The following is a 13,685-nucleotide window of genomic DNA, read 5'->3' on the forward strand; positions in this document are numbered from 1 at the left end:
AGCCAGCACGATGGAAAAGTTTGAAAAGCTCACCGGTATCGCCGCGCCCATGCCGCTGGTCAACATCGACACCGACATGATCATCCCCAAGGTGTTCCTGAAATCGATCCAGCGGACCGGGTTCGGCAAGAACCTGTTCGACGAGATGCGCTATAACCGCGACGGCAGCGAAATCCCCGATTTCGTGTTGAACAAGCCGCAGTATCGCAACGCCGAGATCCTGGTTGCGGGCGATAACTTCGGCTGCGGCTCCTCCCGCGAACACGCGCCCTGGGCGATTGCGGATTTCGGCATCAAATGTGTCATCTCCACCTCCTTTGCCGACATCTTCTTCAACAACTGCTTCAAGAACGGCATCCTGCCGATCGTGCTGCCGCAAGAGCAGGTCGATATCCTGATGAAGGACGCGGAAAAGGGCGCCAATGCCCGCATGACCGTGGATCTGGAAGCGCAGGAAATCACCACTTCGGACGGCGAAGTGATCAAGTTCGACGTCGATGCCTTCAAGAAGCACTGCCTTCTGAACGGTCTCGACGATATCGGGCTGACCATGGAGAAAGCCGGAGCGATCGAGGCCTTCGAAAACAAGATGGCCCAGGAACGGCCCTGGGTCTGATCCTTTCCGGCATTGCCATTCTGACACATTTGAAAGCCGCCCGTTCCGGGCGGCTTTCTTTGTTCCAGCACAGCCCCATTTGCGGCACCGCGCCACAATTGAGACATATTCCCTAAGATTCTCGCGGCCCGCGCAATCGCAGGCTGACCCCGTCATGACGGCTTGCGGTTGACCCAGCCGCTTCCCCTAAATCTGGTATATCGGCCTACAAGATGCTGAAACAGAAAGCATCTATTGATGTATTCCGGCACCAGTTCCGGCCCGAACAGCCACCCGTACGGTCGATTCTGTTTCAGAACCCTTGAGCGGTTTTCCTCCAGCGTGCAGAAATAGGGCAGAATTGAGGCAGACTCCTGGACGCAGATCCGGGGCACAAGTTGGAACAAAGGCACGGCAAAGCACCGGCCAGTCCAGGTTGAAGGGAACAGATCGTAGTGTTTGCACGCATCATAGGCGCGGCAACCCGCGGCGTATTGGTGGCATTGCTGATCGCGATGCCGTCCTTGCTGCTGCCGGTATCGGCCACCGAGTCCCCCGAGATTATCGTCTTCATGGCGCTTCTGGGTGGCACCCTTACCTTTGCCGAATATTTCTCCAGCTTTCCCAGCTTTGTCGAATTCCGTCAGGCACCGCCGCTGAACCGGATGCGGTTCCTTTCCCTCTTTGCCATGGTCGGGCTGCTTAGCCTGCTCGCCCGCCATCCGCTGGACCCGACCGGTCTGACCGCATTGGTGCATGAAGTGGCTGCGCGACTGGGCGCCGGGATGGATTTTGCCTACTCCCCGGTGCAGTTGACCACCCTGATGATGCCCGCCGATGTGCCCGACGCAACGGTTCTGGCGGTTCGCTCGGCAGCCGGGATCAGCTATCTGGTCGCGGCGCTCAGCATCATAACCTTTGCGCTGGCGGTCCGCATCGGGAACTGGCCGCTGGGCAACGGCGCCTTCAACGTCTGGGTTAACTTGCCGCTGTTCGATCCCACCACGGGCGGCGATGTGGTGATCCGGCTGCAACGGGACGGACGCGTCAACATGGTGATCGGCGCGCTGCTGCCCTTTGCCATTCCGGCGGCCATCAAACTGGCCTCGGGGATTATTGACCCCGCGGTGTTTGCCGCACCGCAGAATCTGGTCTGGACGGTCAGCGCCTGGGCCTTTGTCCCAGCCTCGATGATCATGCGCGGGCTGGCGCTGCTGCGGGTGGCCGAGTTGATCGCCCAGCGCCGCCGCGCCGCCTATGCCGATCCCGAGACTCTGCAAACCGCATGAGAGGCCGCGCCGGTCTTATTCTGTCCGGCGCCTTCCTTTTGCTGTCTCTGTTCCTGCCCGCAGAGGCTGATACGTTGCGGATTGCGACCTTCAATACCGAACTGTTCCGCAAGGGTCCCGGCCTGCTGCTACGCGATATCGAGCGCGGAGAGGACCCGCAGATCGCCGCCGTGATCGACGTCATCCTGGCGGCAAAGCCTGATGTTCTGACCTTGCAGGGTATTGACTGGGATTATTACAACCGGACCCTTCGGGCGCTGGAGCGCCATCTGGCACTCGCCGGGCATCCTTTCCCCTATCTGTTTGCCGCCGCACCGAATGCTGGCCTTCCCACGGGTCTGGATCTGGATGGTGATGGACGTCTGGGTGGCCCGGGGGATTCCCAGGGCTATGGCGATTTCACCGGCCGCGGCGGAATCGCCGTCCTGTCCCGTATCCCCATCGACACGGCTGAGGTTCTCGACCTTTCGCCGATGCTGTGGCGCGACCTGCCCGGTGCGTTGCTGCCACAAAACGCGGACGGCAGCCCCTTCCCGTCGGCCACGGCACAGGCGGTGCAGCGGCTATCCTCCACCGCCCATTGGGTGGTTCCACTACGCCTGCCCGGTGGAGCGCGGCTGGATTTGCTGACCTTTCAGGCGGGACCACCGGTGTTTGATGGACCGGAAGACCGCAATGGCCGCCGCAACCACGACGAAATCCGTCTGTGGCAGCTGTTGCTGGATGGCCGCCTGCCCGAACCATTCCACCCGGCGGATCTGCGCCAGTTCGTGATCGCTGGCGGCGCCAATCTGGACCCCGGCAAAGGCGCGGGCATCAAAGCCGCAATCCGTCAGCTATTGGACGATCCCAGACTTCAGGACCCTCGCCCCACCAGTGCCGAGGCGGGCCTCAACACGGTGGAGTGGGACAGCGCCGGGCAGATGCGGGTCGACTATATCCTCCCCTCGGTCAATCTGCCGGTGGCAGATGCAGGGGTGCTCTGGTCCCTCCCGGGCACCGACAGCGCCTCCCGCGCCAGCCGTCACCGGCTGGTCTGGGTTGATATTGAACTGCCAAGACCGGATCCTTCAGGTTCCGACTAAGCGGCGGGAACGAAGATCCTGATCAAGCCTCTTTTTCACATAGGCAGCAGGCAGCGCTCGCGATATCGCCTCGGCCAGTGGCGTTTCCTGAAAATCTGGGAGGAGGTTCCGCAACACGCTGCCGTCCAGCCGGTGCGCCGTATTCCAGAGGTAGCGCATCTCCAGCAGGCAGCGCCCCAACGGCCAGACCGGGGCCGCCAGCCTTAATGGCCACCATGACATGCCTTTCAGCGCGACCGGTTTGTTCAGGCTCTCATTCACTGCCGCAAACAGCTCTCGCCCCGTGAGGGTGTAGCCCGGAAACGGCACATCCAGATAGACCGGCAATTCATCCCCGCGCGCAGTCAGTGCAACGGCAGCCCGCGCCAGATCCGGCAGAAAGGCCCAGGCATGCTGCAGATCCGGGTTACCAGGATAGACGAACCGGCCCTTTGCCAGTTTCGCCGTCATCACCGCGTCAAACCAATTGCCCGACTGTGCGGTATCCAGAAAATCACCTGCTCTCAGAACGATGGTCCGTACGCCAGAAGTCCGGTAGGCGTTCTCCATCGCGATGCGGATGCGGCCCAAGGGATTTTCGGCTCGATGGGGCGAGCGTTCGGACCAGGGCGACGGTGTGCTGGCACCAAAGACATAGACATTGCCCGGCACAATCACCGTGGCGCCGCTGGCCTTGGCCGCCGCGATGATCTTTGCGTGCAGATCCGGCACCTGCGCCGCCCAGTCGGGATAGGCCGGGTTCCAGGCCGCAACGATCACATCCTTGCCCTGCGCCGACTGCATCAGATTGTCCCGTTTGCGATCAAAGCGGGTGATCTCGGCCCCCGCCTGTTCAAAGGCATGGGCGCAAGCACGGCCGAACCGTCCAGAGGCGCCGAGAATGAGAACCTTCCGTGTCATGATCTGTTCCTTCCATCGTGGACAGGCTCAATGTATCCATTCACAAAAATATACCAATTGCATAAAGTTTCAGATCTGCCATTCAATATTGAATGGACAAAACGACACTCAGCGACTGGTCCCTGATCCAGAGCTTCCTTGCCGTGGCCGAAACCGGCTCGCTCTCGGCGGCGGCCGCGCAGCTGGGGCGCAGCCAGCCCACCATGGGCCGCCATATTCAGACCCTCGAAGAGCAGCTTGGGCAGCGGCTGTTCAACCGCCATCCGCGCGGCCTACACCTAAGCCCGGAAGGCGAAGCATTGCTGCCGATGGCGCAGGACATTCACGCCCGCATGCACGCGATCGGCCTGACCGCGGCGGGCCAATCGCAGGATCTGAAGGGCACCGTGCGCATCACCGCCAGCATCTTTGCCTCACATTACATCTTGCCGCAGATCCTTGCTGATATCCGCGCTGCGCTGCCGCAGATCGAACTGGAACTGGTGCCCAGCGATGCCTCGGAAAACCTGGTGTTTCGCGCCGCCGATATCGCCGTGCGGATGTACCGCCCGACCCAGCTTGATATTGTGACCCGCCACATCACGGACCTGCCGCTCGGGGCCTTTGCCGCCAAACGGTATCTGGACCGCCGCGGACGGCCAACAGATCTGCAAAGCCTCTGGAGCCATGATCTCATCGGCTATGACGACGACGATCTGATCCTGCGCACCATGCGGGCAATGGGCATCCACGCGGACAGGCATCACTTTGCTGTCCGCTGTGACAACCAATCCGCCTACTGGCAGCTCTTGCGGGCGGGCTGCGGGATCGGGTTTTCGCAATGCGGTGTCGCCCATCTGGACCCCGAGGTGGAAGAGCTGGATCTGGACATTCACATACCTCCCCTGCCGGTCTGGCTGGCGGCCCATGCCAGCATGCGGCAGACCCCACGGATCAGGCGGGTCTGGGATATGCTGGCCACCGGGCTGGAAAAGGCTGCAAAGCGCCCTCCGACCCCTTAAATTCAAGGCCGCGTTATTGACCCTGCCCGCGGTGCAGAGTACCCCAATTCCAGCTATTTCAAGGAGGAAGCGCATGTCCAACCCATCGATTCTGATTCTGCCCGGAGACGGCATCGGCCCCGAGGTCATGGGCGAGGTCCGCAAGGTCATCGGCTGGTACGGTGACAAGCGCGACATTCAGTTCGATGTGAGCGAGGATCTGGTCGGCGGTGCCGCCTATGACAAGCACGGCACCCCGCTGCATGACGACACCATGGCCAAGGCACAGGAAGTCGACGCCGTCCTCTTGGGCGCGGTGGGCGGCCCGAAATACGACGTGCTGGATTTCTCGGTCAAACCGGAACGCGGCCTGTTGCGCCTGCGCAAGGAGATGGACCTTTACGCCAACCTGCGCCCTGCGCAGTGCTTTGACGCGCTGGCGGATTTCTCGTCCCTGAAAAAGGACGTCGTCGCGGGCCTCGACATCATGATCGTGCGCGAACTGACCTCTGGCATCTACTTTGGTGAGCCGCGCGGCATCATCGAGGAAGGCAACGAGCGCGTCGGTATCAACACCCAGCGCTACACCGAGAGCGAGATCGACCGCGTCGCACGCTCCGCCTTCGAACTGGCGATGAAACGCGACAAGAAGCTCTGCTCGATGGAAAAGGCCAACGTCATGGAATCCGGCATTCTGTGGCGCGAAGTGGTGACCGAGGTTGGCAAGGAATACCCCGAGGTCGAGCTCAGCCACATGTACGCCGACGCCGGCGCCATGCAGCTGTGCCGCTGGCCCAAGCAGTTCGACGTGATCGTCACCGACAACCTGTTTGGCGACCTTCTGTCCGACGCCGCGGCGATGCTGACCGGCTCTTTGGGCATGCTGCCCTCGGCCAGCCTCGGCAAACCGATGGCCAACGGTCGTCCCAAGGCGCTCTATGAGCCGGTGCACGGCTCTGCCCCTGACATCGCCGGTCAGGGCAAGGCGAACCCGATCGCCTGTATCCTCAGCTTTGCCATGGCGCTGCGCTATTCTTTCGACATGGGCGAAGAGGCTGATCGGCTCGAAGCCGCTGTCGAAAAGGTTCTGGCCGATGGTGTGCGCACCGCAGACCTTCTGGGCGAAGAAGGCGTCACGCCGGTCTCGACCAGCGAAATGGGCGACGCCATCGTCGCAGCTCTCGACGCCAGCCTCTAAGGCGCGTCGCTGTTTTCGGCTGCGGCGGGATCTTTCGCCGCAGCCAGCGCCCCGCGCGCAACCCCGCCGTAATACGCGATCCGTTCGGCATGATGCAGGCAGCGCTGCATCCAGCGCATCGCATCGGTATGGGAAAACACATCCGACAGACTGTAGATACCAGCGTGTTCTCCCAGCAGCAGCGCGCGCCGGTGGCGTTTGGTGCGCAGCTCGATCAGGTCATACAGCCGCCCCAGGCGGGCCACCGTCTTCTCCTCCTCTGCGCGCCCTTCAGCAAGCTGCGCCAAGGCAAGCCCCATGGCCTGCGCCGGACGTCGCAGCATCGGATCCTCTGACAGGGTCGCTGCCCGCCCTTTCTGCCCGCTCCGCGCCATAAGGCGCATCAGGTGGTCGGTCTGATGCAGCAGCGCCGCATAGGCACGCTCCTGATCTTCGCGCCCTTCGGACAGACGGATATCCGCCAGAAATTCCGACAATTCCTGCAAAGCCTCCTGCGCGGATTGCAGCGCCGACAGGGGCCGGTAATCCGGCGGATCGCGCAGCGCGGCGGCCAGGGCAGCATTCAGACGCTGGGATATGGTGGCCGTGGCGGCCTCCCCTGCGACAAGGGAAAGCCCTGGATCCTGCAACAGGGCCCGGTCCAGATCGATCAGCGGCGCAGCGGGATGGTCCGGCACCAGCCGCGCGACCATGGCGGCAAATTGCTGAGTTATCGGCAGGAACATCGCGGTCCCGACGATGTTGAACCCCATGTGAAAGATCAGGACTGTCGTCACCGCCCCGGTTGCCTGTTCCAGCACCGGCAGCCACGCTGCGCCGGACAGAAGCGCGGCAAAGGCCACGACCGAGGTCGCCACGTTGAAGAACAGATTGGCCAGCGCCGTCTGCCGCATCGGGCGCGAACCGCCGACCGAGGCGAGAATTGCGGTGAACGTGGTGCCGACATTCATCCCGATCACGATGGCCAGCGCCTGCTCCAGCGGCAGGGCACCGCCCTGCACCATCACCAGTGCCAGCGCCATTGCCGCCGAGGATGACTGCATCACGATGGTCAACCCGGCACCCAGCCCCACCAGCAAGACCAGCCCCCCGAAGGTATCCCCCGGCAGCATTTGTGGCGTCACCAGGTCGGAGGCACCGGCCATGCCCACCTGCATCAGATCAAGCCCGATCAACAGCAGGCACAGGCCCGATACCATCCGCCCGGCCCGTGCCACCGCGCCGCGCCCCAGCAAATCCGCCAGACCTGCAAACAGCAGACCGGCCATCGCCACGCTGCCCAGTTTCAGCTTGAACCCCAGCAGGGAGACCAGCCAACCGGTGGCCGTGGTGCCGATATTGGCGCCATAGATCACCCCCAGCGCCTGCGGCATGGTCAACAACCCCGCCCCGACAAACCCAACCGTCATGACAGTGGTCGCGCTGGAGGATTGAATCACCGCTGTCGACAGCGTCCCGGTCATGACCCCGCGCAGCGGCGTTGTGGTGAACCGGGTCAGGATGTCCCGCAAATTTGAACCGGCCGCGTCCCGCAGCGCCGCCGTCATGATCTTCATTCCCACAAGGAACATACCGATGCCGCCAAGCACCGTGAGATAGTCTGCTGACATGTCAGCCTCGTTTTTCCCAAGGATGGCGCCCTGCCGCGCGGGACGCAAGTTTTCACAATCCGCGTTCATTGCAAAAAAGCATGACAAATCGGCTTGCAAAACCCGCGCGCCGGGTATAATCCCGCGCCACGGTCGGAGTGTAGCTCAGCCTGGTAGAGCACTGTCTTCGGGAGGCAGGGGCCGGAGGTTCGAATCCTCTCACTCCGACCAATAAAGCAAGGCGCCCCATGGGCGCCTTTGTTGTTTCTCGTCATATGTGCTTGGGTCAGCCAAGCATCAGAGATGGCAGCCAGAGCGTGATCTCCGGAAAGCACAGCAGTACCACCAGCACCACGAGTTCCATCAGAAGGAACGGCACGATGCCCCGGAAAATAGTGCCCAGCGCAACCCCAGTTTGGGCCGAGGCAACATAGGCGTTCAGGCCAAGCGGTGGCGTCAGTAGCCCGATCTCGACCGTCTTTGTCACCACGATCCCGAACCAGACGGGATCATAGCCCAGCGCCATCGCGGTCGGAAACGCCAGTGGCATCGCAAGGGACAGGATCGCCAGCTGGTCCATAAACATACCCATAACCAGCAGGATCAGTACCATGAAGGCCAGAATCGCTGCACGCGGCAGATCCGTGGTCGATGCGAATTCCAAAAGCGCATGGGTGATCCGCGTGAAGGCCAGATAATTCGCGAAGATCGCCGAACAGGTGACGATGGCAACGATCATGACGGTCGCCCGGATGGCCGCGGACACAGATGTGCTCAGGCCGACAAAGGTTATGCTGCGCTGCACAAGAACAATGATGAGCGATCCCATCACGCCAAGCGCCGCTGCCTCGGACGGAGAGGCGACACCGCCGTAAATGGCACCGATGACGCCGACCATGAGCAACCCCATCGGGATCACGTGACGGCTGGCCTTGACCGCCTTGCCCAGCTGGAACGGATCCCCTTTGGGCGCCTGATCCGTACGTGTCGCGATGATCTTGATCACCAGGGCCAGACCCGATGCCGTCAGCAATCCCGGCACGATGCCGGCAATGAACAGCTGCCCGATCGAGGTTTCCGTGAGGACGCCATAGACAACCAGCACGATGGACGGCGGCACCACCACGGCAAGCGTGCCCCCTACACTGACCACGGCCGCCGCCAGACGGTCAGCGTAGTTATGGTTACGCATCTCTGGAAAGGCCGATGCGGCCATTGCCGCAGTTGATGCGGTCGAACTGCCCACCAACGCCGCCAGCAGGACGGAGGAGGCCACGGTTGCCATCGCAAGGCCGCCTTTGACATGGCCGATCCAGCACTGGCAGGCATGGATCGCGCGGCGCGTCACATCGCCCGAGGTCAAAAGCTCTGCCATGAGGATGAACAGCGGGATCGCCACCAGAATGAACGAGGACGAGCTGTCAAAGAAGATGCGTTCCAGCACAGCGAATGCAGGGCGCCATCCCAATTGCAGGGCAAGTCCGATGAAGCCAACCAACCCCATGGCGAATGCGATCGGCATCCGGAACACCATGAATAGGGCCAGCAGGCAAAGAAGGGCGAGGAAAGTGATCATGTTCGCGGCTCTGTCTTCAGGATCCGGGCAGCCGAATGGGCGCCCGGATCGTTTCAGTCTTTGTCGGGCTTACTTCGAAGTCAGGGCACGATAGTTTTCGAGAACCGCCTCTGCGCCATCCGAATTGATCCGCTCCAGCCAGTCCTGGCCAACCAGTTTCATGCTTTCGGTGAGGCTTGCCAGTTCCGCGTCAGAGAACGTGTAGGTGTCGATTCCTTCGTCCTTCCACTGAGTGACAAGACCTTCGACCGAGTCATCCTGCGCCTTTGCCACATGCATGGCCGTCTCTGCGCCCAGCTCCAGCATCTTGGCCTGCACATCCTCGGGAAGGTCTTTGAACAGGTCACTGCGTACGACCATTACAAAGCTATAGCCGCCGAAGGATCCGTTGGTGGAAATATGACTCACCACCTCGTTGAGCTTGTAGCCCGGCACCGATGCCAGAGGGAACAGAACCGCGTCGAGCCGTCCGCGTTCTACCGCCGTGTAGACCTCTGGCCCCGGGATCGAGATACCCACTGCACCCATGGAGCGGGCCGTCATCGCCTGTGTCGAGCCAGACGTCCGGATATCCAGCGCCTTCCAGTCTTCCGCCAGACCAAGCCGTTTCTTGGCAAGCACCTGATAGGGGGGCAGCACGAAACCGAAGATCGGCGTGACACCTGCCGCCAGCAGTTCCTCGCGCAGCGGTCCCTCCTTCAGCATCGCCTGAAGCGCCTTTGTACCCTGCTGGGCCGAGCTGTAGAACCCCGGCAAGCCGACCACCGAATTCAGCGGCAGGGATTCCGCGTGATAAAGCGTGCCCAGAAGCGCCGCGTCGAGAATACCGTTGTTCACGGCATCCAGCTGTGCCTTGGATTTTGCCGCCTGCTGCGACGGGAAATGCTGGAACGAGACCGCACCTCCGGTGGCCTCTTCCACCGCTGCCATCCAGCGCGTGGTGCCCTCGATCGACACGATATGGCTGGTCGACTGGAAATCCCCAAGGCGCAGCGTCTCGGCAATACCGGCTGTTGCGGTCATGCCCAGAGCGATGATCGCGGAAACCGCAGTGATCTTCTTCAAGGTCTTCATTTCGTTTCCTCCCATTGTTGGTTTATCGGGTGAGATCTGGCTCCGCAGGACGGAACACATCATGGATCAGCCGCAGGACCAGCACACCGCACCCAAGAGGTGCGACGGCATAGGCCCACCCGAGCGGCCAGTCGATCACGCCATACTCAACCTCGTGATGCGCAAAGGCACCCCAGGCAAATTTCGCAGACATGAAGGTGATCGCGGCAAAGAAGGCGGCAGGCAGAAGCAAACGCGCCTTTGCCAGCAGCGTTCCCCAAAGACCGGGGAGGGTCTCTGGGCCAAAATCCAGGGCGAGATGACCACCGTCCCGGAACACCCGCGACAGCGACAGGGTCGCCAGCGCAGGCATCAGGTAGAGTTCGGTCAGTTCAAACTGGATCTGGACCGGGCGGTTCGCGATCAAACGCAACAAGATATCTGCGTTGATCAAGACCGCTACGGCGACCAGGGCGAGGCACCCGGCAAGATGCAGGGTGTCCTCGATTTTTCTCAGCGTGCGTTCGATCATGGTCAAACCAGCCTCCCTTCTGGTTGACGCGAGCGCCCAGGCTTAACGCTTGGGCAGCTCGACGATTGCAGAGCCCATGGCGGACATTTCGCCATCCTGCTGTTCTGCACGTTGCTGGATTTCAAGCAGATAGCGACCATCTTCCTCATACTTGCGAATGACGGTGCCGTGGATCAGGATGATGTCGCCTTCGGGGTTGTGCCGACGCACCTGGCATTTCGCCTGCCGCAGGAACCCATCATCGCCCATCCAGTTGGTGATCTGATGTGTCAGCCAGGACGTCCGCTCGGGACCATAGTCATAGGCGCCGGGCGCACCAACTTCGAGCGCGAATTCCTCTTCCCAGTGAACCCGTTCGGGGCAATCGGGAATGCCGTAGCGGTTCTTCGGACCAGCGCTCGGGTGTTTCTGCTGCAACTGCCAGGCCAGCTTGTTGGCCCGGATGTAAAGACCGCCCCAACCCTGCGCATAGGCGATGAAGCCGGTGGCCGTCATCGGCCCCTTGACCATGGTCGGCAGCTCGGTGCCTTCGGCAACGTCATCCCAATAACGGGTCTCGGCGCCGCGGATTTCTTCCTGCTCGTAATACTTGTAGTATTCTTGCAGTTCGGCCTCGGTCCAGACACGGCGGCCCTTCTCCTTGGCTTCTGTATATTTGGTGCCATTCTCGCGCGCCTGATCACGGTCGGTGCGGAAGCACCAGCTGTCAGCATCCGCCACAAGATCGCCCGTCGCAGTGTCATAGAAATCGACGTGATAGATCTGCTGGACGGCTTTCCCTGCGAAACGGGTGTCGTGTTCGACCAGATCCTTGAGGTAGGCCTCGGTGCGGAATTCCATGTTGCGAGTGATGGTCTTGTGCCAGTTCCAGTTGGCCCCCGACCACATCGCGTGCACGCCCGGCAGGCCACCCACATAGCCCGAGATGATCCGGTTCGTCGCGAACAGGAACGAGGGCAGCGCGATCACATCGCCATACTTGGTGGTCTTGGCATAGTCCGGATCACACCACAGCGGGTTGTCGTCACCAATGCCATGGGCGTAGTGGCGAATGTTGTCTCGGGTCGCTTCATAGCACCAGGGCTCGACCGTTTTTTCGATCTTTACGCCAACGCGTTCGCGCAGATCGTCAAGGCCTTCCTCGGTGATCTTCGGAAATTTCCGGGTCATTTCATTCATTCGTTTTCCTCCTAGAATTACGTCTGGTGCGCGCGGATCAGCCCGCGGTTTCCAGTTGTCTGGCTTGTTGATCTCTCAGGATTTTTCGGTTCACCTTGCCTGCCGGGGTTTTTGGCAGTTCGGTGACGAATTCGATCTGGCGGGGGTATTCGTGCCGCGCGAGCTTGGAGCGCACATGCTCCTGGATGTCTTCCTTGAGCCCGGCAGTCTCCGCTGTTTTCAGGATAATGTAGGCCTTGACGACCTGACCGCGCAGCTCATCCGGGGCGCCGATCACACCACATTCGGCAACGGCGGGATGGCTCAGCAACGCGTCCTCGACCTCAACCGCGCCGATGGTCCAGCCTGCGGAAATGATGACATCGTCCGCCCGGCCGCCGTGGTAGAAATAGCCATCCTCATCGACCCGCCCCAGATCCTTGGTCGGGAACCATGTGCCCGCCTTTTTGACCATGAGTTCACCGGTCTCGCCGGGGTCACATGGCGAACCATCGTCGCGCTGGACCTGCACTTCGACGCCGGGAACGGCCTTGCCCATGGCACCGTCCCGCACCTCCAGATCATCCGCACCCGGATAATTGGCAATGATGACACCGATCTCGGTGGTGCCATACATCGAGCGGACCTTGGTGCCGAAGACACGTTCCACATAGGCGGCGGTTTCACTGTCGATCGGCTCGCCCGTGAAGGAAAGCTTGTCGAAATGATAGGTGAAATCCTCTGCCCGGCCGGAGTTGCGCATCATCCGGTAATGGGTCGCCGCAGCCGTGAGGTTGCTGATCTCGAAATCGTGCAGGGCCTGCAACAGGCGTACCGCGTCAAACTTGCCCGAGAACGTGCCGGTCGACACGCCAAGGGCCAGCGGTGCCAGCGTGCCATGCCAGAACCCATGCCCCCAGGCTGGTGAGGACGGACAGAAGAACCGATCGCCCGGGCGGATGCCCGTTGCATAAAGCGCCGCAACCATCAGCGTCACGATGGAGCGGTGGTTGTGCTTCACCGCCGCAGGCAGCAGGCGGGTGGTCCCGGATGTGTACTGCAGGACGGCAAGGTCGTTCCCTGCGGTCGAGCATTCGAATTCGCCAGGAAAACCATCCAGTCCATCAAGGAACTCTGCATCTGCGACAACAACCCGTTCGGCGCCACCTTCGACGGCTTCCGGCGCCTTCTCTGCGTTGGTGAACAGGATCTTCGGCGCGCAATCCTCGACCCGCAGGCGGATCCCGTCAGGCCCAAAAAGGGTGAACATCGGAACCGCCACGGCACCTGCCTTCATCGCGCCGAACATGACGCAGTAGAAGGGCAGCGACGGCTCGATCATGACCGCGATACGGTCACCTTTCTGGACGCCCTGCGACACCAGATAATGCGCAACCTGGGAGGACCGGCTGGCCAGTTCCGCAAAGGAAATGATCTCATCCTGCCCCGAGGCATGCGCAATTCGCAGCGCGGTGCGATCCCCCGCTGCGTGGCGGTCCACGCATTCATGCGCAATGTTGAAGTTCTCGCGATCCCCATCGAAGAGCGCCCAGAGCGCATCCTTCGAATAGTGCGTCAGCGCGTCAGCGTAGGATGTGAAATCCGTCAGGCGTTGCATCGCCAATCCTCTCCCTTTCGTCGTCCGGCAAGCACGTCATCGCGGCCTGCCCGTGTTCGTTGACAACGGTAGGGATCAGGATATGTTATTGTCAATACGCTATAATTATTGT

Annotated in this window: 12 protein-coding genes and 1 tRNA gene; 6 read left to right on the top strand and 7 right to left on the bottom strand. The window is 61.4% G+C overall.

Features of this window, described 5'->3' with window-relative positions:
- The first annotated feature begins 10 nt into the window (after positions 1 to 10).
- The 3 genes from leuD to SM765_RS14125 all read left to right on the top strand — a co-directional run bounded on the left by leuD (position 11) and on the right by SM765_RS14125 (position 2,969).
- Entirely contained in the window at positions 11 to 616 is a 606-nt protein-coding gene (leuD, locus tag SM765_RS14115; protein WP_065271697.1) for a 3-isopropylmalate dehydratase small subunit, read from the top strand.
- Positions 617 to 1,050: 434 nt separating this feature from the next.
- Positions 1,051 to 1,884 (top strand): hypothetical protein, encoded by an 834-nt coding sequence (locus SM765_RS14120; protein WP_274838175.1) that lies wholly within the window; start codon positions 1,051 to 1,053, stop codon positions 1,882 to 1,884.
- On the top strand, positions 1,881 to 2,969 hold the full coding sequence (locus SM765_RS14125; RefSeq protein ID WP_274838174.1) for an endonuclease/exonuclease/phosphatase family protein: 1,089 nt from the start codon (positions 1,881 to 1,883) through the stop codon (positions 2,967 to 2,969). Before SM765_RS14120 ends, SM765_RS14125 begins: the two co-directional genes overlap by 4 nt.
- Here SM765_RS14125 and SM765_RS14130 read toward each other — a convergent pair.
- On the bottom strand, positions 2,955 to 3,869 hold the full coding sequence (locus tag SM765_RS14130) for a sugar nucleotide-binding protein (protein ID WP_274838173.1): 915 nt from the start codon (positions 3,867 to 3,869) through the stop codon (positions 2,955 to 2,957). The two genes, SM765_RS14125 and SM765_RS14130, sit on opposite strands and share 15 nt — an antisense overlap.
- A gap of 92 nt (positions 3,870 to 3,961) precedes the next feature.
- Between SM765_RS14130 and SM765_RS14135 the strand changes: the two genes are divergently transcribed.
- A complete protein-coding gene (locus tag SM765_RS14135; RefSeq protein ID WP_274838172.1) occupies positions 3,962 to 4,870 on the top strand; it encodes a LysR family transcriptional regulator in 909 nt (302 codons plus the stop codon).
- Positions 4,871 to 4,943: 73 nt separating this feature from the next.
- Positions 4,944 to 6,047, top strand: a complete 1,104-nt coding sequence (gene leuB / locus SM765_RS14140; RefSeq protein ID WP_065271702.1) for a 3-isopropylmalate dehydrogenase — start codon at positions 4,944 to 4,946, stop codon at positions 6,045 to 6,047.
- Here the strand turns inward: leuB and SM765_RS14145 are convergent.
- Complete coding sequence (locus tag SM765_RS14145; RefSeq protein ID WP_274838171.1) at positions 6,044 to 7,657, bottom strand: Na/Pi cotransporter family protein; 1,614 nt, start codon at positions 7,655 to 7,657, stop codon at positions 6,044 to 6,046. The genes leuB and SM765_RS14145 overlap by 4 nt on opposite strands.
- 133 nt (positions 7,658 to 7,790) lie before the next feature.
- Here SM765_RS14145 and SM765_RS14150 point away from each other — a divergent pair.
- Positions 7,791 to 7,867 (top strand) — tRNA-Pro (locus SM765_RS14150).
- 55 nt (positions 7,868 to 7,922) lie between these two features.
- On the opposite strand, the gene SM765_RS14155 is transcribed toward SM765_RS14150, so the two are convergent.
- From SM765_RS14155 to SM765_RS14175, 5 genes are all read right to left on the bottom strand, one after another.
- Positions 7,923 to 9,212 carry a TRAP transporter large permease gene (locus tag SM765_RS14155; protein ID WP_065271704.1) on the bottom strand — a complete coding sequence of 430 codons (1,290 nt, stop codon included), beginning with the start codon at positions 9,210 to 9,212 and terminating at the stop codon, positions 7,923 to 7,925.
- Positions 9,213 to 9,281: 69 nt separating this feature from the next.
- Positions 9,282 to 10,286, bottom strand: a complete 1,005-nt coding sequence (locus tag SM765_RS14160; RefSeq protein ID WP_274838716.1) for a TRAP transporter substrate-binding protein — start codon at positions 10,284 to 10,286, stop codon at positions 9,282 to 9,284.
- A 22-nt stretch (positions 10,287 to 10,308) separates the two neighbouring features.
- Entirely contained in the window at positions 10,309 to 10,797 is a 489-nt protein-coding gene (locus SM765_RS14165) for a TRAP transporter small permease (RefSeq protein ID WP_274835633.1), read from the bottom strand.
- Between the two features lie 42 nt (positions 10,798 to 10,839).
- Entirely contained in the window at positions 10,840 to 11,976 is a 1,137-nt protein-coding gene (locus SM765_RS14170) for an FAS1-like dehydratase domain-containing protein (protein WP_065271707.1), read from the bottom strand.
- Between the two features lie 37 nt (positions 11,977 to 12,013).
- Positions 12,014 to 13,573: an acetate--CoA ligase gene (locus SM765_RS14175; protein ID WP_274835617.1), complete on the bottom strand. Its 1,560-nt coding sequence runs from the start codon at positions 13,571 to 13,573 to the stop codon at positions 12,014 to 12,016.
- Positions 13,574 to 13,685 lie beyond the last annotated feature (112 nt).

This window comes from Pseudophaeobacter sp. 1A09344, from assembly GCF_041008745.1.
GTDB lineage: Bacteria > Pseudomonadota > Alphaproteobacteria > Rhodobacterales > Rhodobacteraceae > Phycobacter > Phycobacter gallaeciensis_A.